The organism is Streptomyces sp. NPDC006476 (assembly GCF_040612015.1).
Lineage (GTDB): Bacteria > Actinomycetota > Actinomycetes > Streptomycetales > Streptomycetaceae > Streptomyces > Streptomyces griseorubiginosus_B.
In genome coordinates, this window is sequence record NZ_JBEXPK010000041.1 from 1 (window position 1) to 21,995 (window position 21,995).

Sequence of the window (21,995 nt, forward strand, 5' to 3'; positions counted from 1 at the left end):
GTATATGACGGCCCCGGCCCCTCCGATGGAGGTGCCGGGGCCGTCGTCGCACGTCCAAACGTTGCGACCCACCTGTTTTGCACGTCCTATCCAGGAAGAGAACGCCCCGGTGCGACAGCGACACCGCCCCGGGCCGGGCGATGCCGGGACCGCCGCCGACGAGTGCCTGCATGGTCGACGAATGGTGCGGGGCACAGTACGGGGCGATGTCGATCAGGGGCTTGCCCGGCGGCAGCAGTCCCGCCACCGAGTGGACCGCGGTGACCTCCAGCGACTCCTCACGGCAGAGCCTGGGCAGGATGGCGGGCAGCCGTTCCGCCAGCATGGTCTTGCCGGCGCCCGGCGGGCCCTCCAGGAACAGATGGTGTCCGCCCGCGGCGGCGACCTCCACCGCCGTCCGCGCCGAGATCTGGCCCACCACGTCGGCGAGGTCGTGGCCCTGGTCGTGCTGCGCGGCGCCCATGCTATGCATGCCCGTGGCCGCACCGGTGCCGGGCACCCGTAGCCCGGCGAGGAGCGGATCCGGACGGCCGGGCTCTTCGGGCTCCTCGTCGGGCACGGGCTCGTCCGCCAGCACGGCGATCAGCTGCCGCAGGCTTCGCACGCCCAGGACGGACACCCCGGGCACGAGGGAGGCCTCGGCCGCGGCGCACTCGGGCACGACGACCTGTTCGTAACCGGCGTCCGCCGCGGCGAGCACGGCCGGCAGGATCCCCCGGACCGGCCGCACCCGGCCGTCCAGACCCAGCTCACCGATCATCACGATGTCGGCCAGCACCCGCGGGTCGATGCGCTCCGACGCACCCAGCACCGCGCAGGCCACGGCCAGGTCGAAGCCGGAGCCGGCTTTCGGCACCGATGCCGGACTGAGCCCGACCGTCAGTTTCTTCTGCGGCCACTCGCCCCCCGAGTTCACCACAGCCGCCCGCACCCGGTCCCGGCTCTCCGTCAGGCTCTTGTCCGGGAGGCCCACCAGGGTGAACGCCGCCACCCCGGGCTCCAGGTCCGCCTGGACCTCGACCACCACGCCCTCGACGCCCACCAGCGCCACCGAGCAGGTCCGCGCGAAACCCATCTCAGGCCACCCCCCGCGCGTGCTCGACGACCGGGGCGCCCTTGACCGGGAGCACCACGCCGATCAGGTCGAATCGGACGCCTCCCGGCGGTGCTCCCCCGTGTGTCTGGATCCACCTCTCGGCGAGATCCCGCAGCCGCTGCGCCTTCTCCGGCGTGATCGCCGCCATCGGGTGCTCGAAGCGGCCGTCCCTGCGGGTCTTCACCTCGCAGACGACCAGGACGTCCCCGTCCCGGGCCACGATGTCGATCTCCCCGGTCCTGCCACAGCGCCAGTTGCGCTCCAGGACCGTCATACCGGCGTCCGTCAGCCGCCGCGCGGCCAGATCCTCGCCGTACCTGCCGAGTGCACTGCGTGCGTTCATGTCGGCACCACCTCCGGCGCCAACCGTCACGCACCTCACCAAGAGAAGTGGATCTTGGTGGACAACTCGCCGGCTGTGGATAACTTCGTCACCCGCCCGGCAGCTCCAGGTCGCTCTTGTTCAGCTCCTCGATGTTCACGTCCTTGAATGTGAGAACGCGGACCTGCTTCACGAAACGCGCCGGGCGGTACATGTCCCACACCCACGCGTCCGCCATCGACACCTCGAAGAACACCTCACCCTGGACCGAGTGCACTTGCATCTCGTAGTCGTTGGTGAGGTAGAAGCGCCGCTCGGTCTCGATCACGTATTTGAACAGACCGACGACATCGCGGTACTCCCGGTAGAGCTTCAGCTCCATCTCGGTCTCGTACTTCTCGAGGTCCTCGGCGCTCATGGCAGCTTCCCCTTCAGCCGTGCGGTCCCACCATTGTGCGCCAGTCCCGTGAGCCCCTAGACGATTTCCGTGTCAAGGGTCACGGGCCCGGCCGGGGGCCCTTCGTCGAGCAGCCGGCACAGCAGCTCGGCGAGTCTGGTCGGATACACCGTCTCATGCGCCCGGGCAAGTTCCGCACACGTCCACCAGCGCGCTCCGGCGACGCTACGCCGCTCCAGCTCGGTGAGGCCCCTGGCCTCGGTGGCCGTCTGGGTCGTACGGGCCAGGTAGTACCACTCGTCCTGGTCCCAGCGTCGCCCCGCGAAGGGGAAGGAGCACGTCCGCCGCCACAGCACCGGACCGAGTTCGACCTCGGTGATGCCGGTCTCCTCGGCGAGTTCCCTCAGTGCGGCCTGTTCACGACTCTCGTCGCCCTCCAGGCCCCCGCCCGGCGTGAACCACCAGTCGTCGGTGGGATCGTCAGGTTCATGGCCGTGCAGGAGCAGGATGCGGTCCTCGGGGTCGAGCAGGACGACCCGGGCCACCTTGCGCAGGCCACCCGCGCGGGAGTCCTCGTACGCGCCCGTCGCCTCAGCGGGCACCCACGGGCTCCGTCCGCGTGCGGGAACGCCTGCCGCCCAGACGCTTGGCGATCGGGCCGTACGCCCCGCCGCCGAGGACGAGGACGGCACCGACCACGATCAGGCTGACGATCACTCGCAGCGGGCCCGGCGTCGACAGCGCGCCCAGCGTCTCGAAGCCCGTGGGACGGGCCAGCATGCCGTTCATGGGCCACACGACGGCGTCCACCCGGGCCGTGACGGCGGACTCGGCCACCGTGCCCTGGGCCGCGTCGGTGAGGTGGGCGGAGGAGTCCAGCGAGCCCTGCCGCTCGTCACCGAGCAGGAACAGCCGGCCCTTGGGGACCTTCACGGTCGGGATGGTCTTGTCCTCGACCGCGCCGCCCTTGAGGTAGCCCTCGTCGATCTGCTTGCCGTTGACGGTCAGCTTGCCGCCGGTGCAGCAGGCGACGGTGTCCCCGCCGACCGCGACCACGCGCTTGACCACGGGGGCGTTGGTGACCCAGGTCTTGTCCGTGAAGACGACGACGTCGCCCCGGTGCACCTCACTGCCGTCGACGCGCTGGGCCAGCACCCGGTCGCCGGCGTCGATCGTCGGTGTCATCGAGGTCGTCGGCACGGTGTAGGGCCGGTAGACCAGCGCTCCCCAGCCGAATCCGCCGAGGAACAGCACGATGCCCAGGGCGACCGCGATGCCGGACAGGCGCTGTCCGGCCTTGGTGCCCACCGGGCTCGTGCTCTTGCCGCCGCTGCGCGGGGCCGTACGTGTCGTGCTCTCGCCACCCATGGACCCGCACCCTACCCGGCGGTACCTGAACGGGTCAGCCCCTCATGACCGCTCGAGGTCACAGCTGCACCAGGGTTTCACCAAGGCGGGGTGCGGGGCGGGTTCAGCGGGTCTCGGCGGGCGCGATCCTCCTGCGCCGCCACAGCACCACCGGTACCGCGCCGGCGAGCGCGAGGGCGTTCGGGGCGATGGTCAGGGCGGCGGACGCCGAGGACTTGTCGTTGATGCCGGGCTGCTCGAAGGTGTCCGGGATGGGCAGGGTGCTCCAGCGGTTGATCGGCCAGGCGATGACGATGGCGCGGCCCACGACCTTGTTCACCGGGACCATGCCGTTGTGCTTGTCGCTCTGGTTGTAGCGGGAGTCGCGGGAGTTCTGGCGGTGGTCGCCCATCACCCAGATGTAGCCCTTGGGGACCTTCACCGTGAACTGGCCGCCCTGGTCGTCGACGCTGCACGGGGTGTTGCCCGGGTAGACGATCGAGGTGTCGTTCAGCGCCTTGCCGTTGACCTTCAGCGGGCCGCTGCCCTTGCAGGAGACCGTGTCGCCGCCGACGCCGATGACGCGCTTGATCAGGTCCTTCTCCTCGGCGGACGGCATCAGGCCGATCCAGCTGAGGACCTTCTGCAGCGCGTTCGGGTTCGCCGTCGGCTCGCCGGCCAGCCAGTTGTCCGGGTCGTGGAAGACGACCACCTCACCGCGCTCGGGCTTCGAGCCGAACCAGGGGGTGAGCTTGTCCACCAGGACGCGGTCGCCCTGCTGGAGGGTGTTCTGCATCGAGTCCGAGGGGATCGAGAACGCCTGCACGAGGAAGGTCTTGATCAGCAGCGCGAGGACGAGCGCGATGACGATCAGGATGGGCAGCTCCTTCCAGAAGGAGCGCTGCTTCTTCGCCGTGGGCGTCGAGTCGCCCGGGCCCTGGTCGTCCGTCCTGGTCGGTTCGCCGGGCGCCGCGGGTTCGTCCTGCGCGCCGGAGTCACTCCCGGAGGTCACGGCGCTGTCCGCGGCCGGGACGGCTGATTCCGCGGGGCGCCCGCGGTGCTCCTCGCCGTCGTGTCCGGACCGTGCGCCAACCGCCACATCCCCCACGCCAACTCCTTACTCTGTGCCGCCGCCTGAGCCGTACCCGGCGCAGGCCCACCACTCCCATAACGAGCGGGAGTTCCGCAGGGCTCGGGAGCTGGATCGCTGTCTTCGGATCGTCGGGTGCAACCCTATGCGACAGCTCGGGGGACGCGGTCGTCCCCGACACGGAGTTGGAAACGGAGGAGAAAGTTTTAGGTTCCTTCAAGGACGTCATGTGCCCGAGGGGCCAGGCGATCACCATGGCCCGCCCGACGACGGAGTGCAGGGAGACCGTGCCGCCGTAGTCGGTGTTCATGTGGGCGCGCGAGTCAGCCGAGTTGCCCCGGTGGTCGCCCATCACCCACAGCCGCCCCTGGGGGACGGTGATGTCGAACGGCTGAGTGGAGGGGGCGTTGCCGGGATACAGGTAGTCCGCCTCGGTCAGGGGAACGCCGTTGACGGTCACCCGCCCCTCGGTGTCACAGCATTTGACGTGGTCGCCGCCGACGCCGATGACCCGTTTGATGAGGTCCTTGTCGTTGGCCGAGGGCAGCAGGCCGATGAAGGTGAGCCCTTCCTTGATCTGCTTGACGACGATGGGGTCGTTCTTGGTCGTCGTGGTCTGCTCGCCCGCGAGCCAGCCGCCGGGGTCCTTGAACACGACGACGTCCCCGCGCTTGGGCTCGGAGCCGAACCACGGGGTGAACTTGTCGACCAGGACGCGGTCGCCGATCCGGATCGTCTGCTCCATGGAGCCGGACGGGATTACGAACGCCTGGACGAGGAACGTCTTCAGAACCAGCGCTATCAGGACCGCCACACCGACCAGGAGCGGTATTTCCTTGACCGCGCTGCGCCTGCGCTTTCGTTTGACCTTGCGCTGCAGTTTGCGCCGCTCCGCGCGGGTGCGGCCGCCGCTCGGCGCGGTGCCGGTGGAGGTGCGCCGGGAGCCGGTGGGCAGCAGGTTCTCGGTGCCGAACGTGCCGTAGCCGCCGCTCGGCTCCGGACGGCGCGGTTTGCCGCGGTTACCCATGCGCACCGCCGGCGGCGGGCACGCGCGCGTAGGCGGCGGGGCGGTGCAGTCGGGTCCAGTGGGTGGTGGGCCATACGATCCAGTCGGCGCGGCCGATGACGTCGGAGACCGGGATCATGCCGCCGCCCGGCGAGCCCAGGTGGTCGCGTGAGTCGCTCGAGTCGCTGCGGTGGTCGCCGAGGACGAAGAGGGTGCCGTCGGGCACGACGACACGGAAGGGCACCGTCGACGGGCTGTCCCCGGGGTACAGGAAAGCCGACTCGTCGACCGACCGGCCGTTCACCTCGATCCTCCCCTCCCTGTCGCAGCAGACAACGCGGTCTCCGCCCACGCCCACGACGCGCTTGATGTAGTCCGCGTCACCGAAATACCCAGTTCCGTCGAACACCACAACATCGCCACGGCGCGGCTCGGCACCGAAACGGTACGCCAACTTATTTACGAGAACGCGGTCCCCGATCCTCAATCCCTGTTCCATGGATCCGCTGGGAATCTGGAATGGTTGAGCCACGAAAGAGTTGAGGAGCAGCAAAAAGACCAGGCAGACCAGCAGGGTCAGGGTGATCCGGCCACCGGGCAGCCAGTCGGTGATCCGCGCCACCAACGCGAAACGCGACCGTCCCTCCGCAGCCTCTGGTTCAGGGCGGGAGGAGCGGTCGCGCTCCGTGTGCTGTGCTTCGGTGTCCATCGGGGCGGAATGGTATCCGGCCCCGCTTTGACCACCGGTAAGCGCTCAGCTCTCGCGCTTCTCCTTGATCTTCGCCGCCTTGCCGCGCAGCTCGCGCAGGTAGTACAGCTTGGCGCGACGCACGTCACCGCGGGTGACGAGCTCGATCTTCTCCACGATCGGGGTGTGCACCGGGAAGGTGCGCTCGACGCCGACGGAGAAGGAGACCTTGCGGACCGTGAAGGTCTCGCGGACACCGGCGCCCTGACGGCGAATCACAACGCCCTTGAACTGCTGCACACGGGAGCGGTTGCCCTCGATGACGCGGACGTGGACGTTGACGGTGTCACCCGGGCGGAAGGCCGGGATGTCGCTGCGCAGCGACGCGGAGTCGACGGAGTCGAGCAGGTGAGACATTTCGTCTGCTTTCTTCGCTGATGCCACAGGTCATCAACGGGAGCTAGGTGTTCCAGGAAGGATGCTGTCCGTGTCGGGGCGGGCGTCGTGTCCCCCTGTGGCAGGGGCGCACGCCGGACGACGCACAACAGCGGCCTATTGTTCCACGCCCTCTGGCCTGCGCCAAAATCGGCCATACGGCTCCCCCTCCGGATCCGGCGCCCAGCCCAGGATGGAGAGCATCTCGCGGTCCTTCTTGTCGAAGGCCTTGGGGTCGCAGCGCTCGATCAGGTCGGGCCGGTTGGCCGTCGTACGCCTGAGGGCCTCGTCGCGGCGCCAGCGGGCGATCTTGCCGTGATGGCCGCTGAGCAGCACGTCGGGGATGGAGCGTCCGCGCCACTCGGGGGGCTTGGTGTAGACGGGGCCCTCCAGAAGGTTGGCCATGGCGCCGGGCGCGAAGGAGTCGTCGCGGTGCGACTCCGCGTTGCCGAGGACGCCGGGCAGCAGCCGGGCCACGGCCTCCGTGATCACCAGTACGGCCGCCTCGCCGCCGGCGAGGACGTAGTCGCCGATGGACAGCTCGTACACCGGTACGCGGGTCGCGTACTCGTCGATGACGCGACGGTCGATGCCCTCGTAGCGCGCGGGCGTGAAGATCAGCCAGGGGCGCTCGGAGAGCTCGACGGCGAGTTCCTGGGTGAAGGGGCGGCCGCTGGGGGTGGGCACGATCAGCGCGGGGGCGTGCGAGCCGGTCTCGTAGCCGTCGGCGAGCACGGTGTCGAGCGCGTCGCCCCAGGGGTCGGTCTTCATGACCATGCCGGGGCCGCCGCCGTACGGGGTGTCGTCGACGGTGTTGTGCCGGTCGTACGTCCACGCGCGCAGGTCGTGCACATGGACGTCGAGCTGCCCACGCGCGCGTGCCTTGCCGACGAGGGAGACGTTCAGCGGTTCGAGGTACTCGGGGAAGATCGTGACGACGTCGAGGCGCATCGCTTACGACTCTTCCCGCGAGGAGGCGATCTCCGCCTTGTCGTCGATCAGACCGGGCGGCGGCGTGATGACGGCCTTCTGCTCGGCGAGGTCGATCTCGGTGACGATCTCCCCGACGAAGGGGATCATCACCTCGCTGCCGTCCGGGCGCTCGACGATGAAGAGGTCCTGGGACGGCAGGTGCGAGATCTCGGTGATCCGGCCCACCTCAACGCCGTCCTCGGTGACGACGTCGAGGTCGATGAGCTGGTGGTCGTAGTACTCGTCCTCGTCCTCGGGCAGTTCGTCGGGGTCGACCTCGGCGATCAGGAGGGTGTTGCGCAGGGCCTCGGCGGCGTTGCGGTCGTTCACTCCCTCGAACCGCAGCAGGAGCCGCCCGCTGTGGACGCGGCCGGTCTCGATGGTGAGGGGACCCGTGGTGGCCGGGTCGGTGGCCAGGACGGCGCCGGGCGCGAGCCGCACTTCGGGCTCGTCGGTACGGACCTCGACGGTGACCTCGCCCTTGATGCCGTGGGCACGGCCGATCCGCGCTACTACGAGCTGCACTTCTCAGGATCTCCTGTCATACGACTACGGGCCGGGGACGGCCCAGTGGCCCTCCCCGGCCCGAGCCGGTGCTGCGTTTTCGGCGTCAGCGGACGTGGTCGACGTCGACGAGGTCGACGCGGACACCGCGGCCGCCGATGGCGCCCACGACGGTACGCAGAGCGCGTGCGGTGCGGCCGTTGCGGCCGATCACCTTGCCGAGGTCGTCGGGGTGGACCCGGACCTCGAGGACGCGTCCGCGGCGCAGGTTGCGGGATGCGACCTGCACATCGTCGGGGTTGTCGACGATGCCCTTCACGAGGTGCTCGAGAGCCTCCTCGAGCATGCTCAGGCCTCGGCCGACTCGGACTCGGCGGCAGCCTCGTCCTTCTTCTCCGCCTTCTTCTTCTGGGTGATCGCCTCACCCTTGCCCTCGTCGTCGCCACCCAGGGCCTCGAACGACGGGCGCGCCTTCTTCGGCTCGGCGACGAGCAGCGGAGCCGGGGCGGGCTCGCCCTTGAACTTCTGCCAGTCGCCGGTCTTCTTCAGGATGGCGAGGACGGGCTCGGTCGGCTGCGCGCCGACACCCAGCCAGTACGCCACGCGCTCGGCGTCCACCTCGATGACCGACGGGTTGTAGGTCGGGTGGTACTTGCCGATCTCCTCGATCGCACGGCCGTCGCGACGGGTGCGGGAGTCGGCGACGACGATGCGGTAGTGAGGCGAACGGATCTTGCCCAGACGCTTCAGCTTGATCTTGACTGCCACGGGAGTGGGTTCTCCTGGATTTGACGTGGTTGGGCACGGCGAGAATGCCGCGTGGGGTTGCGGTACCCGAGTGCCCGATGGACGCGTCAGCCGGAGGAGAGAGGGGTCCTGTGCGGCTGTCGAGTACAGCTAGCCATTGTGCCACACCCGGCGGGTCGCTCACGCCGGGTGGTTCCGGGGCATGCCTGAGGGGCACCCGGCTGTCCGGGTGCCCACAGGCTGCACACGTCCGCCACGGCATGGCGGGTGCGGCTGCCACGAGCAGCCGCATCCTCATGCCGCGCCGACGACCTCCGGAATCCGGAACGGCTTGCCGCAGCCGCCGCAGACGATGGGGGCCTGGGCCAGGACGGACGGGACGACCCGGACGTTGCGCCCGCAGTCGCACACGGCCTTCACGCGCACCCCGCCGCCGGAGGAACCGTGCCGGGCGGCCGGTCCCCGGAAGCTCTTCGGGGTGTCCGCTGAGGTCGCCGCCGTGTGCGCCTTCAGGGCGCGCTGGAGGCGCTCCATCGTCGGGCGGTAACGGCGCTTGGCCTCGGGGTTGAGTGTGACCAGCGAGAAGCCGCTGCTGGGATGCGGTTCCTCGGGGTGGTCCAGGCCCAGTTCCTCGGCGATCGCGAGGAATCTGCGGTTGTGGTACCGGCCGGCCCGGGACGTGTCGCGCACGCCGCGCGCTGCGGCGATGCCGTGGACTGCCTCATGGAGCAGTCGCTCGAAGGAGAGCTCGTGCCCGCACGCGGACGACGACTCTCCGATCAGGGATTCTGGCGCGGCGAGGTCGGGCAGCTCGGGGTGGTACCGCTGAATGTCGGCCCACGCCTGTGCCAGCTCCGCGGCGAGAACAGGTGGTGTCTGTGTCGTGCTCACGTAATGACAACGAGCGGGGGTGCCGCTGTGTTCCTATTCCGGGGCATCCCAAATAATTTGCACGTACCCGTCAGTTGCCGCTGATGAGTGGAGACGAGGGCGGGTGCGCTGATCTGCGGAGAAACCTCACAGCTCCTACCAAGGTGGTACGTAGCAAGACCTACGTACCGGCGCGTAGCCGCCGTCCACGCGCCGGTGCGGCTGTGTTCCGCGGATGCGCAAGGGGCGTTTCGGCCGCTCTCGCCGCGGAAGGACGCCGTATCAGTAAGCGCGCGCGACGAGGGCGACGTTACCGGGTGCGTCCTCCGACTCCGGCACCGACCCGTCGGCGCCGACCAGACACCGTACGGTCACCGCGTGCTCGGCCAGCCTGGCCTCGCCCTCCGCGCCGAGATCCGCCCACGGCAGGCGCGCCCAGCCGCCGGCCACGGCCGCCTCGACGGCCTCCTCGACCGTCGACACGTCGGCCGTGCGCGACTCACGCCGCGCGCGGGACTGCGCCAGCAGCAGCGCCTGGTCCTCCTCCAGGACGGACGGCAGCAGTCGTACGAGGGAGTCGATCGCCACCGGCTCCTTGCCTCCCGGGATCCGCCGGGCGAGCATCGCCGTGCCGTTCTCCAGGTCACGGGGGCCGACCTCGATCCGTACCGGCACGCCCTTGAGCTCCCAGTCGACGGCCCTGCGCCCGAAGGGGATGTCGGTGCGGTCGTCGACATGGACGCGGACACCCGCGGCCGCCAGCAGATCCCCGATCTCGCGGACCTTGGCCAGAACCGTCTCGTCGCCCTTGATCGCGAGGACGACGACCTGGATCTGCGCCAGCCGCGGCGGGACGCGCAGGCCGTTGTCATCGCCGTGAGTCATCACCAGGGCGCCGATCATCCGGGTGGTGGAGCCCCAGGAGGTCTGCCAGACGAGTTCCTGGCTGCCTTCTCTCGACAGGTACCGGGTGTTGAAGGCCTTGGCGAAGTTCTGGCCCAGCTCGTGACTGGTGACCATCTGGAGGGCCTTGCCGTCGCCCATCATGCTTTCGAGGGTCAGGGTGTTGATGGCACCCGCGAAGCGCTCCTTGACCGTCTTGCGACCGGAGACGAAGTCCATCGCGAGCACGTCCCGCAGAAAATCCCCGTAGACATGCCGCTGAACATGGGCGGCGAAGTCGCGTGCCTCCTCGTACGTGGCGTGCGCGGTGTGGCCCTCCTGCCACAGGAACTCGGTCGTACGAAGGAAGAGGCGGGGCCGCAACTCCCAACGCACCACGTTCGCCCACTGATTGATCAGCAGCGGCAGATCGCGGTAGCTCTGCACCCACTTCGAGAAGTACTCGTTGATGATCGTCTCGGAGGTGGGCCGGACGACCGCCGGCTCCTCCAGTTCCTTGCCGCCGGCGTGGGTGACCACGGCCAGCTCCGGTGCGAAGCCCTCGACATGGTCCGCCTCGCGGGTGAGGTACGACTGCGGGATCAGCAGCGGGAAGTACGCGTTCTGCGTGCCCGTGGCCTTGATCCGGGCGTCCATCTCGGCCTGCATCCGCTCCCAGAGCCCGTACCCGTACGGTCGGATGACCATGGTGCCGCGCACCGGTCCGTTGTCCGCCAGTTCGGCTTTGTTGATGAGGTCCTGGTACCAGCGCGGGAAGTCGTCCGCCCGCGGAGTGAGCACGGATGCCTTTGCCATGCCGGGATATTACGGGGGCACATTGCCGGGATGTGAATTCTTTTCACCGGCGCGGTCAAGCCACAAGCCGGGGACCGTCAACCCCTGGACGAGCGGTCGAGTGCGGAGTTACCTGGCATACGGGGGGAGGGCGAGCGCACGTCACGGGGGCCATGGAAACGGGCACAGCGGCAACTCTCGGCGGATTGGGGCGCTTTACATGACACCTACGCTCGTGCGGCAGCACCTGCCTCATACGGGGACGACACCCCGTGTGGACCTGTGTGCACGCGCGCGTGACTGGTCCGAGATCCAGGAGCGGATGCTGGTTCCGCTCTACGAGGCCGTCTACGAGCGACTGGAGGTGGGCTCCGGCACCCGGCTGCTGGGCCTGGGCTGCGGCAGCGGACTCGCCCTGTTGATGGCGGCGTCCAGAGGCGCCGCGGTCACAGGTGTCGACCACCGCTCGCCCGAACGGCTCGCCCTCGCGCGGGAGCGGCTGCTCTCGGAGACGGGAGGCACGCGCGCGCGTGGGGACACGCGACTCGTCGACGGTTCGCCCGGGGACGTCGGGGCCGCGGGCGACGCGGAGACGCCCGCGTACACCCTGGTGACCGCTTTCGAGCCCATCGGGTGTCTCGCGGGCGACTCGGAGGGGCTCGGCGGGCTGCTACGGGCAGTGACACCGCTCGCCGAGCGCGGGGCGCCCGTGGTGCTCGCCGGCTGGGGTCCGCCGGAACGCTGCGCCACGTCGTCCGTGCTGCGGGTGGCCGCCAGGATGGCGGATCCGCTGCGCAGCGCGGGCAGTTGGCGCCCCGCCCTTCGCGACGACCTGGAGGAGGTCGCCCAGCGGGCCGGCCTCAAGCCGGACGGCTCGGGCCGGGTCTCCTGCCCCTTCGGCTACGCAGGCGTCGACAGCGCGCTGCGGGGGCTGCTCTCCACCGGCCTCTTCGACGCGGCGATCACCGCCACGGACCAGGTCCAGGTCGACAAGGAGCTGACGGAGGCCCTGCACCCGTACCGGCGCGGCGACGGAACGGTGTGGATGCCGAACGTCTTCCGCTACCTGATCGCGCGCGTGCCCTAGAGGGACTCCTTCGGCCGGCCCTGTGCCTCCGCGTCCTCGACGTCCTTGGTCAGACGCGTGATGCCCGCGATGCGGTACACGTCCGCCTCCTCCAGGGTCTCCCGCTCCAGCAGGGCCTCGGCGAGGGCGTCGAGTCGGCCGCGGTGCTCGGTGAGCTTGCGGCAGGCCTCGTCGTAGCACTCGTCGACGATGCGGCGCATCTCGCCGTCGATGACGTCGAGGGTCTGCGGCGCCGCAGCGAGGCCGTAGGCCTGCTGGGCGTCGTTGGGGAGGGCGGAGAGGCGGCCGACGCGGTCGCTCATGCCCCAGCGGGCGACCATCCCGCGCGCGATGTTGGTGACCTGTTCGAGGTCGTTCTCGGCGCCGGTGGTGATCACCCCGTACACGACCTGTTCCGCCGCCATGCCGCCGAGCGCGCCGATGATCCGGCCGCGCAGGTACTCCTCGGTGTAGGCGTACTTGTCGGACTCCGGCGTCGACAGGGTGACGCCGAGGGCGCGGCCGCGCGGGACGATGGTGATCTTGCGGACGGGGTCGGCGCCGGGCTGGAGCATACCCAGCAGGGCGTGACCGCTCTCGTGGTACGCCGTCCTGCGCCGCTCCTCGTCGGGCATCACCAGCGGCCGTTCCGCGCCCAACTGGACCTTCTCCAGCGCCTCCGAGAGGTCGGCCTGGGTGACCTTCTCCTGCTTGCGCTTGACGGCGAGGAGGGCGGCCTCGTTGGCCAGGTTGGCGAGTTCGGCGCCGGTCATGCCCGGGGTGGTCCGAGCGACCTGGGCGAGGTCGACGTCCTTCGCGAGCGGGATCTGGCGGGTGTGGATCTCCAGGATGGCCTGGCGGCCGCCGCGGTCCGGGGGCGAGACCATGACCACCCGGTCGAAGCGGCCGGGGCGGGTCAGGGCCGGGTCGAGGACGTCGGCGCGGTTGGTGGCCGCGATGACGATGACGCCCTCCGAGCCGGAGAAGCCGTCCATCTCGGTGAGGATCTGGTTCAGCGTCTGCTCGCGCTCGTCGTGACCGCCCATCCCGGAACCGCCGCCGCGGGCCCGGCCGATGGTGTCGATCTCGTCGATGAAGATGATCGACGGGGCCACCTTGCGGGCCTCCGCGAACAGTTCACGTACGCGTGAGGCGCCCACACCGACGATCATCTCGATGAACTCGGAGGCGGACGCCGAGAAGAACGGCACCCCCGCCTCGCCGGCGACCGCCCGCGCGAGCAGCGTCTTGCCGGTGCCGGGCGGGCCCGCCAGCAGCACGCCCTTGGGCATCTTCGCGCCCATCCTGCGGTAGGCGTCGGGGTTCTTCAGGAAGTCCACGACGTCGTTGAGCTCGCCCTCGACCTCGTCGATGCCGGCGACGTCCTCGAACGTGGTGCGCTGCTGCCCCGATTCCAGCTCCACCGGCTTGGGCGGCGCCTTGCGGCCGAGCATGCCGCCCGCGCCGCCGAGCCCCGAGCTCACCCGCCGTGCGATGAACACCCACACCGCGATCAGCAGCAGCATCGGTGCCAGCGAGATCAGCAGGTTGGACAGGAAGCTGCGGTGCTGGACGACCGGCTCCGCGGTGACCGTGACGTCGTGCTTGGTCAGGTCCTCCCAGACCTTGTCGTCCGCGAAGGTGGGCCGCTCGGTGTTGAACTTGGTGTACTTGCCCTCGCCCTCGGGGTTGTCCCGGGCCTTCTTGAGCTGGCCCTGGATGGCGTTGCCCTTGGCGTAGATCTTGCTGACGTTGCCGGCGTCGACCTGCTTGCTGAACTCGGTGTAGGAGATCGTCGGCTCGTCGCCCTCGTTGAAGAACGACAGCAGCACGTTGGCGAGCAGGTACACGACCAGAGCGGTGAGGATCAGGCTCCACCAGCCGCCGCGCATCCTCCGGCCGCCCGGGGACGGCTTCTGGGGCTCCTCGGGGGTGCCCTCGGTACGCCAGGGCTGGTCGGGCGACTTGCGTGGCGGCGCGGGGTTGGTCATAACCGGACGTTACGACAACGACCAACCCCGGGCATGCGCTGCCGGTGAAATCGACCCATGAACTTAACGAGCGGCCCGTGAACTCTCGTGGAGTTCAGCCCATGACCTTCTTGGTCGGCCCGTGAACTTCTCCGATCAGCCCATGAACTCTTGATCAGCCCATGAACTTCTTGAACTCGTCCGGCAGCTCGAAGTCCTGGCCGCCCTGCTGACCCGGCAGCCCGAAGGCACCGCCCGGCACGGCACCGCCCTGGGCGGCGGCCCGGCGTGCGGCCTCCTCCTGCTCCTGCTGCTTGCGCTTCATCGGGTTGCCGGAGCGCTGCTTGCCCTTGGCCTTCTTCGGCTGCTTCCGGCTGCGGCCGGGACCGCCGCCCATGCCGGGGATCCCCGGCATCCCGGGCATGCCGCCGCCCTGGGCCATGCGGGACATCATCTTGCGGGCCTCGAAGAACCGCTCGACGAGGTTCTTGACGGCGCTGACCTCGACGCCGGAACCCTTGGCGATACGGGCGCGGCGGGAGCCGTTGATGATCGTCGGGTCCTGGCGCTCACCCGGGGTCATCGACTTGATGATGGCGGCCGTGCGGTCGACGTCCCGTTCGTCGATGTTGTTGATCTGTTCCTTGATCTGGCCCATGCCGGGCATCATGCCGAGCAGCTTGCTGATGCTGCCCATCTTCCTGACCTGCTCCATCTGGGCCAGGAAGTCGTCCAGGGTGAAGTCCTGGCCCTTCTTGGAGGCGAGCTTGGAGGCCATCTTCGCGGCCTCTTCCTCGCTGAACTCCTTCTGCGCCTTCTCGAACAGGGTGGCGAGGTCACCCATGTCGAGGATGCGGGAGGCCATCCGGTCCGGGTGGAAGACGTCGAAGTCGTCCAGCTTCTCGCCGTTGGAGGCGAACATGATCGGCTTGCCGGTGACCGAGGCGATCGACAAGGCCGCACCACCGCGGGCGTCACCGTCGAGCTTGGAGAGGACCACGCCGTCGAAGCCGACGCCGTCGCGGAAGGCCTCCGCCGTGTTGACGGCGTCCTGACCGATCATCGCGTCGACGACGAAGAGGATCTCGTCCGGCGAGACCGCGTCCCGGATGTCCGCGGCCTGCTGCATCATCTCCTGGTCGATGCCGAGGCGGCCGGCGGTGTCGACGATGACGATGTCGTGGAGCTTGGTCCTGGCGTGCTGGACGGAGTCCCTGGCGACCTTGACCGGGTCGCCCACGCCGTTGCCCGGCTCCGGGGCGAAGACGGCGACGCCCGCGCGCTCGGCCACGACGCTGAGCTGGTTGACCGCGTTCGGGCGCTGGAGGTCGGCGGCGACCAGGAGCGGCGAGTGGCCCTCTTCCTTGAGGTGCTTGGCGAGCTTGCCCGCGAGGGTGGTCTTACCGGCACCCTGCAGACCCGCGAGCATGATCACGGTCGGGGGCTGCTTGGCGAAGCGCAGCCGGCGGGTCTGGCCGCCCAGGACGGTGACCAGCTCGTCGTTGACGATGTCCAGCACCCGCTGGGCGGGGTACTGCGTACCGGAGACCTCGGGGCCGAGGGCGCGTTCCTTGACGTTCTTGATGAACGCCCGGACGACCGGCAGGGCCACGTCCGCCTCGAGCAGCGCGATACGGATCTCGCGCGCGGTGGCGTCGATGTCCGCCTCGCTCAGACGCCCCTTGCCGCGCAGATTCTTGAAGGTCGCTGAAAGGCGATCGGAGAGAGTGTCGAACACGGCGGCGTCGGTCCTCGGAGTCGGGGTCAGTGTGAGCGCCTTCCAGGGTATCCGGACCGGCAGGACAATCGCCCCCGCCCGGCACCTTCGAGGTCACCCCCGCAGCGTCTCCTCCAGTTTTCGGGCCACCGAGGCCGCTTCCTCGGTGGGCAGGGGCGTGCCCTCGGGGGCGGTGACGTAGAAGGCGTCCACGGCGTTGGCGCCCAGGGTCGACACGTGCATGCTGCGCACCCGTACCTTCGCGTCGTCCAGCGCCCGTCCGATCCGGTGCAGCAGTCCTGGGGCGTCCTGGGCGCGCACCTCGATGACCGTGGCGTGCCGGGAGGCGGCCGGGGCGACCGTCACACGGGGCGGCGGGGCCACGACTCCCCGGCGGCGCGGATAGGCGGCGTCCCGCTCGGCCAGGCGTCCCGCGATGTCCAGGGAGCCGTCCAGGGCCCGTACGAGGTCCGCCCGCAGCCGCGCGGCCTGCGGCAGGGAGCCGTACTCGGCGGCCACCCGCCAGTCCAGCAGCAGGACCGAGCCCTCGACGCCGTCCGGCAGGTCCAGGGTCCGCAGTCCCGCCGTGCGCACGGTCAGCCGGTGCACGGCGAGGACGCCGGCGACCGCGGGCAGCACGCCCGGCTGGTCGGGCACGGCGATCAGCAGCTCCACGCCGAGCGGTTCGGGGTCCCCGGTGGGCTGGTCCTCGGCCGGCGGCTCGGTCTGCGCGCGCAGGGACAGCACGGGAGAGCCCGTGGCGACCGCCTCGATGGCGAGCCGTTCCTGCTCGGCGGTGGGCGCGGCGGCCTCGGGCTCGTCGAGGACATCCCCGGCGAGGACCGCGGAGACCCGCGTCACGAGCTCGGCGACGAGCGAGGCGCGCCAGGACGACCAGGCGGCCGGGCCGGTGGCCAGCGCGTCCGCCTCGGTCAGCGCGTGCAGCAGCTCCAGGGTCCCCTGCGAGCCGACCGCGTCGGCGACCGACCGTACGGTGGCCGGGTCCTCCAGGTCACGCCGGGTGGCGGTGTCGACGAGCAGCAGATGGTGCCGTACCAGGGTCGCGAGCACGGCGACCTCGTCGCGGTCGAAGCCGATCCGGGCCGCCACGTCGCGCGCGATGATCTCGCCGGCCACCGAGTGGTCGCCGGGCCAGCCCTTGCCGATGTCGTGCAGCAGCGCGGCGACCAGGAGGAGGTCGGGGCGGTGGACGCGGCGGGTGAAGTCGGAGGCTCGCACGGCCGTTTCGATGAGATGCCGGTCGACGGTCCAGATGTGCACGGCGTTGCGCTGCGGCCGGCAGCGCACCCGCTCCCAGTCCGGCAGCAGCCGGGTGATCAGCCCCTCCGCCTCCAGGGCCTCCCAGACGTCGATGGTCGGATGACCGGAGCCGAGGAGGGTCACCAACTGCTCGCGCGCCTCGGCGGGCCAGGGCGCGGGCAGGGGGCGCGCGATGGCCGCCATGCGCCGTACGGCGTGCAGGGAGAGCGGGAGTCCGGCCTGCGCGGCGGCGGCCGCGGCGCGCAGCGGCAGGACGGGGTCGCGCTCGGGGCGCGCGGCACGGGCGAGCACCACCTCGCCGTCCTGCTCCACCACGCCCTCGGCCAGCGGGGAGCGCTCGGCGACCGGTTTGCCGCCGCCCAGCATGGCGCGCAGCCGCGGCCGCACGGCGCGCGATCTGAGCACGCGCCCCACCTCGCGCCAGGTGACGTCACTGGCGTACGAGATCACGCGCGCCGCCTCGTAGACCTGGCGCAGCAGCGTGTCCGCGTCGAGCAGGCCGAGTTCGGCGGCGACCTGGTCCTGTTCCTGGAGCGCGAGCCGGTCCGTCGCGCGCCCCGTCGTGAGGTGGAGCGCGTCACGGACGTCGAGGAGCCGGCGCCGGGCGTCGTCGAGGCCCTCGCGCGGGGCGTCGGCCAGCCAGGAGGCGGCGACGGCGCGCAGGGTGGTGGCGTCGCGCAGCCCGCCGCGCGCCTCCTTCAGATCCGGTTCCAGCAGGTACTGCAGCTCGCCCTGGCGTTCGGCGCGCTCGGCGCACAGTTCCTGCAGTTCGGGCAGACGCTTGGGTGCCTGGTTGCGCCAGTCGGCGAGGACGGCGGTGCGCAGACCGGCGGTGAGACCGAGGTCGCCGGCGATGTGACGGGCGTCGAGGAGACCGAGTTGGACTTTCAAATCCTCCCCGGCGGTCTTGCGGGCCTCCCCCGGCGTGCGCACCGAGTGGTCCAGGGAGAGACCGAGGTCCCAGACGGGGTACCAGAGGCGGTCGGCGAGCGCGGCGACCGCCTTGCTGTCGCTGCCGTCATGGAGGAGCAGCAGGTCCAGGTCGCTGCGCGGGGACAGCTCGCCGCGTCCGTAGCCGCCGACGGCGACCAGGGAGACCCCGCGCAGCCCCTCGGCTCCGGCGGCGAAGAGTCCCGTCAGCCAGTCGTCCGTCAGCGCGGACAGGGCCGAACGGCGCGGCGGCCCGGACCGCTCCCCCTCGGTGAGGAGGTGCAGCCGGGCCGCCGCGTAGCCGCTGGGTCCCGAGTCTTCTGCTTCGTTGTGCACGTCCGTACTCGACACCCAGGAGCTCCTGTTCTTTTTTCTGTCAGAGCGCGTCGGGGCCGCGCTCGCCGGTCCGCACCCGGACCGCCGTCTCGACCGGGATCGACCAGACCTTGCCGTCACCGATCTTGCCGGTGCGGGCCGCCTTGACGACGACCTCGATCAGCTGCTCGGCGTCGTCGTCCTCGGCCAGTACCTCGATACGGATCTTGGGCACCAGGTCGACGGTGTACTCAGCACCGCGGTAGACCTCGGTGTGGCCCCGCTGACGACCGTAACCGCTCGCCTCGGTGACCGTCAGACCGTGGACGCCGAACGCCTGGAGGGCTTCCTTGATCTCGTCGAGCCGGTGCGGCTTGACGACGGCGGTGATGAGCTTCATGCGTCCACCTTCTTGGTCTCCGTGGCGGCCAGGACCGAGGCGGCGGATCCGGCGATGCCACCGCCCGCGCCGCTGAAGTCGTATGCGGTCTCGGCGTGCTCGGCCTGGTCGATACCACCGACCTCCTCGTCCTCGGTGACCCGCATGCCGATGGTCTTGTCGAGGAGGAAGGCGAGGACCGCGGAGGCGATCAGGGAGTAGGCGAGGACCGCGCCGACACCGGCGAACTGCTTCCACAGCTGGGTGAAGGAGTGGTCGCCGTAGAAGACGCCGGTCGCGGTGGACTGGCCCTTGCCGGTGGCGAAGAAGCCGATGAGCAGGGAGCCGATGATGCCGCCGACCATGTGGACGCCGACCACGTCGAGGGAGTCGTCGTAGCCGAACTTGAACTTCAGGCCGACCGCGGCGGCGCAGGCGACACCGGCGATGGCACCGACGGCGATCGCGCCGATCGGGGAGACCGCACCGCCGGACGGGGTGATCGCGACCAGACCCGCGACCGCGCCGGAGGCGGCGCCCAGCGTGGTGAACGCGCCGTGGCGGATCTTCTCGTAGGCGAGCCAGGCGAGCATGGCGGCGGCGGTGGCGACCTGCGTGTTGACGAACATCAGCGCGCCGACGCCGTCGTCGTTGCCGAGCCAGGAGCCCGCGTTGAAGCCGAACCAGCCGAACCACAGCAGACCGGCACCGAGCATCACCAGCGGGAGGCTGTGCGGGCGCATCGGGTCCTTCTTGAAGCCGACGCGCTTGCCGATGACCAGGATGACGCCCAGGGCGCCGGCACCGGCGTTGATGTGGACCGCGGTACCACCGGCGAAGTCGATCACACCGAGCTTGAAGGCCCAGCCGTCGGCGCCCCACACCCAGTGGGCGACCGGGACGTAGACGACCGTCAGCCACAGGGCGACGAACAGCGACCAGGCGGAGAACTTGACACGGTCCGCGAGGGCGCCGCTTATCAGGGCCGGCGTGATGATCGCGAACATCATCTGGAAGACCATGAACACGAAGATCGGGATGGTGTAGCCGGGCCAGAGCTCGGTGAGGCCGACCTTGTGGAGTCCGAACCAGTCGGTGTCCCAGCCGATCAGACTGTTGTTCGTGCCGAAGGCGAGGGAGAAACCGTAGAGCACCCACAGAATGGTGACGATGCCGATACTGATGAAGCTCATCATCAGCATGTTCAGGGTGCTCTTGACCCGGACCATGCCTCCGTAGAAGAAGGCGAGGCCCGGGGTCATGATCAGCACCAGGGCGGATGCGATCAGCATGAAGCCTGTGTTGGCGGATGACAGCTTGGGTGCCTCCGCGGCAAGCGTGATGGCGGCTGATGCCATCGGCGTCTCCTCGTCGGTTGTACGGCCCCGTGCGGGTCGGAGCGTGTGAGCGGTCCGGTCAAGAGGGGTGGGCCGGTTATGCGCCATGAGATTGGCGCAGCGCGGTTTCGGTCGAAGCCCCTGGTTGTTTCACCGGAGTGACGAAGACGCTCTGCGTGTTACGCGTCGATGAACTGCCGGATGTCCGGCCGCGCGATCGTTATCGTGGCGCAACCTTCGCGAAGGACGGGAACCGGCCGCGGCCGGCCTTCCGATGACCTGGCATGGGGGAGCCGAGTCGGGCAGTTCGGGAGGGCCGGCCGCGGCCGGGGTGCAGGTGTTTTCCGGTCGGGTCAGACCGCTTCGGCGTTCTCCGGGAGCTCGATGGCGAGCTTCTCGGTGAGGTCGACGACCTCGGCCAGCTCTCCGAAGTCGCGTACCGCCGTGTCGACCGTCTTTCGGATACGAGTGTTCACGCGCTCGGAGCGGACCTTCTTGGCGATGTGCATGGCCTGCTCGGCCAGCACCGCGCTCTGCTCGGGTTCACGCCGCAGCAGGTGCACGGTGGCCATGCCGATGAGGTTGAGTGCGTACGACCGCTGGTGCTCGCTGTCCGCCGCGAACAGCTCGACCGCCCGCTGCATCAGCGGCTCGGCCAGCGAGGCGTAGGTCGGGCTGCGGCCGGCGACATAGGCGAGGTCGCGGAAGGAGTGGCTGTTCTCCCCGTACAGCTCGGCCTCGGAGAAGAAGCGGATCCAGTCGGGATCCGGGTCGTCCCACTCGTCGACGTCGGCGAAGGTGTCCTCGGCCATCCGCACGGCCCGCTTGCACTTGCCGGGCTGGCCCATGTTGGCGTACGCGCGGGCCTCCATCGCATACAGCATCGACTGGGTGCGCGGGCTCGCGCAGTCCCGGCTGCCGTACTGCGCGAGGTGGATCAGCTCCAGCGCGTCGTCGGGCCGGCCGAGGTGGATCATCTGACGGCTCATGCTGGACAGGACGTAGGAGCCGAGGGGCTTGTCGCCGGCCTCCTTGGCCGCGTGCAGGGCGAGCACGAAGTACTTCTGGGCGGTGGGCTGCAGCCCGACGTCGTACGACATCCAGCCGGCCAGCTCGGCCAGCTCGGCGGCGACCTTGAACAGCTTGCGGGTGGTCTCCTCGGGCTGGGGCTCCTGGAGCAGGTCGGTCACCTCGTGCAGCTGGCCGACGACCGCCTTGCGGCGCAGGCCGCCGCCGCACTGGGCGTCCCACTGGCGGAACATGATCGTGGTGGACTCGAGGAGGTCCAGCTCCGGCTTGGAGAGCCGGCCGCGGGCCCGGCTGACGGGCTCGGGCTCCGGCTGCGGGGTCTGCGGCGCGGGCACCAGCCAGCGCTGCATCGGCTCGATGAGGGACGGGCCCGCCGACAGCACCAGCGAGCTCCCGAGGAAGCCGCGCCGCGCCAGCATCAGGTCGCTGCGCGAGAACTCGCTGAGCAGAGCGACTGTCTGCGGGCCCGTCCAGGGCAGGTCGACGCCGGACACGGACGGTGACTGGCGTGCCGCGCGCAGGCCGAGGTCCTCGACGGAGACCACGCACCCGAAGCGCTCGGAGAACAGCTCGGACAGGATTCTGGGGATGGGTTCGCGGGGGTTCTCGCCGTCCAGCCAGCGGCGCACCCGGGAGGTGTCGGTGGAGATGTGGTTGGCGCCCAACTGGCGTGCCCTGCGGTTGACCTGACGGGCCAGCTCGCCCTTCGACCAGCCGCTGCGGACGAACCAGGACGTGAGCAGCTCGTTCGGGCGCTTGTCCGTGCTGGTCGCGGTCGTCCCGCCTCCGCCGTTGCCGCTCACTGGAACGCCCCCATCCC

At 70.0% G+C, this 21,995-nt stretch carries 22 protein-coding genes; 1 reads left to right on the forward strand and 21 read right to left on the reverse strand.

The window, feature by feature from the left end; all coding sequences use genetic code 11:
- The 15 genes from ABZZ74_RS35080 to proS all read right to left on the reverse strand — a co-directional run.
- Positions 1–1,075: ATP-binding protein (locus tag ABZZ74_RS35080; protein ID WP_356771993.1), on the reverse strand; the 1,075-nt coding region annotated here is incomplete at its 3' end.
- A gap of 1 nt (position 1,076) precedes the next feature.
- Positions 1,077–1,439, reverse strand: coding sequence for a YraN family protein (locus tag ABZZ74_RS35085; protein ID WP_356771995.1), 363 nt, complete (start codon positions 1,437–1,439; stop codon positions 1,077–1,079).
- Between the two features lie 88 nt (positions 1,440–1,527).
- Positions 1,528–1,836: a DUF2469 domain-containing protein gene (locus ABZZ74_RS35090; protein ID WP_003965949.1), complete on the reverse strand. Its 309-nt coding sequence runs from the start codon at positions 1,834–1,836 to the stop codon at positions 1,528–1,530.
- Between the two features lie 56 nt (positions 1,837–1,892).
- Entirely contained in the window at positions 1,893–2,417 is a 525-nt protein-coding gene (locus ABZZ74_RS35095; protein WP_356771997.1) for an NUDIX hydrolase, read from the reverse strand.
- Positions 2,407–3,183, reverse strand: a complete 777-nt coding sequence (lepB, locus tag ABZZ74_RS35100) for a signal peptidase I (protein WP_356771999.1) — start codon at positions 3,181–3,183, stop codon at positions 2,407–2,409. Before lepB (ABZZ74_RS35100) ends, ABZZ74_RS35095 begins: the two co-directional genes overlap by 11 nt.
- 103 nt (positions 3,184–3,286) lie before the next feature.
- Positions 3,287–4,270 carry a signal peptidase I gene (lepB, locus tag ABZZ74_RS35105; RefSeq protein ID WP_356772001.1) on the reverse strand — a complete coding sequence of 328 codons (984 nt, stop codon included), beginning with the start codon at positions 4,268–4,270 and terminating at the stop codon, positions 3,287–3,289.
- Positions 4,158–5,279, reverse strand: a complete 1,122-nt coding sequence (gene lepB, locus ABZZ74_RS35110) for a signal peptidase I (RefSeq protein WP_356772003.1) — start codon at positions 5,277–5,279, stop codon at positions 4,158–4,160. Before lepB (ABZZ74_RS35110) ends, lepB (ABZZ74_RS35105) begins: the two co-directional genes overlap by 113 nt.
- Complete coding sequence (lepB, locus tag ABZZ74_RS35115) at positions 5,272–5,967, reverse strand: signal peptidase I (RefSeq protein WP_356772005.1); 696 nt, start codon at positions 5,965–5,967, stop codon at positions 5,272–5,274. Before lepB (ABZZ74_RS35115) ends, lepB (ABZZ74_RS35110) begins: the two co-directional genes overlap by 8 nt.
- Positions 5,968–6,012: 45 nt before the next feature.
- Positions 6,013–6,363 (reverse strand): 50S ribosomal protein L19, encoded by a 351-nt coding sequence (rplS, locus tag ABZZ74_RS35120; protein ID WP_079309735.1) that lies wholly within the window; start codon positions 6,361–6,363, stop codon positions 6,013–6,015.
- A 135-nt stretch (positions 6,364–6,498) separates the two neighbouring features.
- Complete coding sequence (gene trmD / locus ABZZ74_RS35125) at positions 6,499–7,332, reverse strand: tRNA (guanosine(37)-N1)-methyltransferase TrmD (protein ID WP_356772007.1); 834 nt, start codon at positions 7,330–7,332, stop codon at positions 6,499–6,501.
- A gap of 3 nt (positions 7,333–7,335) precedes the next feature.
- A complete protein-coding gene (gene rimM, locus ABZZ74_RS35130; protein WP_356772009.1) occupies positions 7,336–7,878 on the reverse strand; it encodes a ribosome maturation factor RimM in 543 nt (180 codons plus the stop codon).
- 85 nt (positions 7,879–7,963) lie between these two features.
- Complete coding sequence (locus ABZZ74_RS35135) at positions 7,964–8,203, reverse strand: RNA-binding protein (protein ID WP_003973401.1); 240 nt, start codon at positions 8,201–8,203, stop codon at positions 7,964–7,966.
- 2 nt (positions 8,204–8,205) lie between these two features.
- Positions 8,206–8,625, reverse strand: a complete 420-nt coding sequence (rpsP, locus tag ABZZ74_RS35140; RefSeq protein ID WP_133046791.1) for a 30S ribosomal protein S16 — start codon at positions 8,623–8,625, stop codon at positions 8,206–8,208.
- 273 nt (positions 8,626–8,898) lie between these two features.
- Positions 8,899–9,495 (reverse strand): hypothetical protein, encoded by a 597-nt coding sequence (locus ABZZ74_RS35145; RefSeq protein ID WP_133046790.1) that lies wholly within the window; start codon positions 9,493–9,495, stop codon positions 8,899–8,901.
- Positions 9,496–9,756: 261 nt separating this feature from the next.
- A complete protein-coding gene (gene proS / locus ABZZ74_RS35150) occupies positions 9,757–11,172 on the reverse strand; it encodes a proline--tRNA ligase (RefSeq protein ID WP_356772012.1) in 1,416 nt (471 codons plus the stop codon).
- Positions 11,173–11,371: 199 nt separating this feature from the next.
- On the opposite strand from proS, the gene ABZZ74_RS35155 reads away from it, so the two are divergent.
- Entirely contained in the window at positions 11,372–12,238 is an 867-nt protein-coding gene (locus tag ABZZ74_RS35155) for an SAM-dependent methyltransferase (RefSeq protein ID WP_356772014.1), read from the forward strand.
- Here ABZZ74_RS35155 and ftsH read toward each other — a convergent pair.
- The 6 genes from ftsH to ABZZ74_RS35185 all read right to left on the reverse strand — a co-directional run bounded on the left by ftsH (position 12,235) and on the right by ABZZ74_RS35185 (position 21,978).
- Positions 12,235–14,208: an ATP-dependent zinc metalloprotease FtsH gene (ftsH, locus tag ABZZ74_RS35160; protein WP_356772016.1), complete on the reverse strand. Its 1,974-nt coding sequence runs from the start codon at positions 14,206–14,208 to the stop codon at positions 12,235–12,237. The genes ABZZ74_RS35155 and ftsH overlap by 4 nt on opposite strands.
- Before the next feature lie 154 nt (positions 14,209–14,362).
- Positions 14,363–15,925 carry a signal recognition particle protein gene (ffh, locus tag ABZZ74_RS35165; protein ID WP_356772018.1) on the reverse strand — a complete coding sequence of 521 codons (1,563 nt, stop codon included), beginning with the start codon at positions 15,923–15,925 and terminating at the stop codon, positions 14,363–14,365.
- Positions 15,926–16,018: 93 nt separating this feature from the next.
- Positions 16,019–18,466: a [protein-PII] uridylyltransferase gene (locus ABZZ74_RS35170; protein ID WP_356772019.1), complete on the reverse strand. Its 2,448-nt coding sequence runs from the start codon at positions 18,464–18,466 to the stop codon at positions 16,019–16,021.
- Positions 18,467–18,491: 25 nt separating this feature from the next.
- Positions 18,492–18,830, reverse strand: a complete 339-nt coding sequence (locus ABZZ74_RS35175) for a P-II family nitrogen regulator (protein ID WP_133046785.1) — start codon at positions 18,828–18,830, stop codon at positions 18,492–18,494.
- A complete protein-coding gene (locus ABZZ74_RS35180; RefSeq protein ID WP_356772020.1) occupies positions 18,827–20,167 on the reverse strand; it encodes an ammonium transporter in 1,341 nt (446 codons plus the stop codon). Before ABZZ74_RS35180 ends, ABZZ74_RS35175 begins: the two co-directional genes overlap by 4 nt.
- Positions 20,168–20,499: 332 nt before the next feature.
- Positions 20,500–21,978 carry a hypothetical protein gene (locus ABZZ74_RS35185; RefSeq protein WP_356772022.1) on the reverse strand — a complete coding sequence of 493 codons (1,479 nt, stop codon included), beginning with the start codon at positions 21,976–21,978 and terminating at the stop codon, positions 20,500–20,502.
- Positions 21,979–21,995 lie beyond the last annotated feature (17 nt).

Excerpts from the sequence above, each read along its gene's own strand:
- ABZZ74_RS35085 (WP_356771995.1), bottom strand. The coding sequence starts at position 1,439 with ATGAACGCACGCAGTGCACTCGGCAGGTACGGCGAGGATCTGGCCGCG.
- ABZZ74_RS35090 (WP_003965949.1), bottom strand. The coding sequence starts at position 1,836 with ATGAGCGCCGAGGACCTCGAGAAGTACGAGACCGAGATGGAGCTGAAG.
- lepB (WP_356771999.1), bottom strand. The coding sequence starts at position 3,183 with ATGGGTGGCGAGAGCACGACACGTACGGCCCCGCGCAGCGGCGGCAAG.
- lepB (WP_356772003.1), bottom strand. The coding sequence starts at position 5,279 with ATGGGTAACCGCGGCAAACCGCGCCGTCCGGAGCCGAGCGGCGGCTAC.
- lepB (WP_356772005.1), bottom strand. The coding sequence starts at position 5,967 with ATGGACACCGAAGCACAGCACACGGAGCGCGACCGCTCCTCCCGCCCT.
- rplS (WP_079309735.1), bottom strand. The coding sequence starts at position 6,363 with ATGTCTCACCTGCTCGACTCCGTCGACTCCGCGTCGCTGCGCAGCGAC.
- trmD (WP_356772007.1), bottom strand. The coding sequence starts at position 7,332 with ATGCGCCTCGACGTCGTCACGATCTTCCCCGAGTACCTCGAACCGCTG.
- ABZZ74_RS35135 (WP_003973401.1), bottom strand. The coding sequence starts at position 8,203 with ATGCTCGAGGAGGCTCTCGAGCACCTCGTGAAGGGCATCGTCGACAAC.
- proS (WP_356772012.1), bottom strand. The coding sequence starts at position 11,172 with ATGGCAAAGGCATCCGTGCTCACTCCGCGGGCGGACGACTTCCCGCGC.
- ABZZ74_RS35155 (WP_356772014.1), top strand. The coding sequence starts at position 11,372 with ATGACACCTACGCTCGTGCGGCAGCACCTGCCTCATACGGGGACGACA.
- ftsH (WP_356772016.1), bottom strand. The coding sequence starts at position 14,208 with ATGACCAACCCCGCGCCGCCACGCAAGTCGCCCGACCAGCCCTGGCGT.
- ABZZ74_RS35175 (WP_133046785.1), bottom strand. The coding sequence starts at position 18,830 with ATGAAGCTCATCACCGCCGTCGTCAAGCCGCACCGGCTCGACGAGATC.
- ABZZ74_RS35180 (WP_356772020.1), bottom strand. The coding sequence starts at position 20,167 with ATGGCATCAGCCGCCATCACGCTTGCCGCGGAGGCACCCAAGCTGTCA.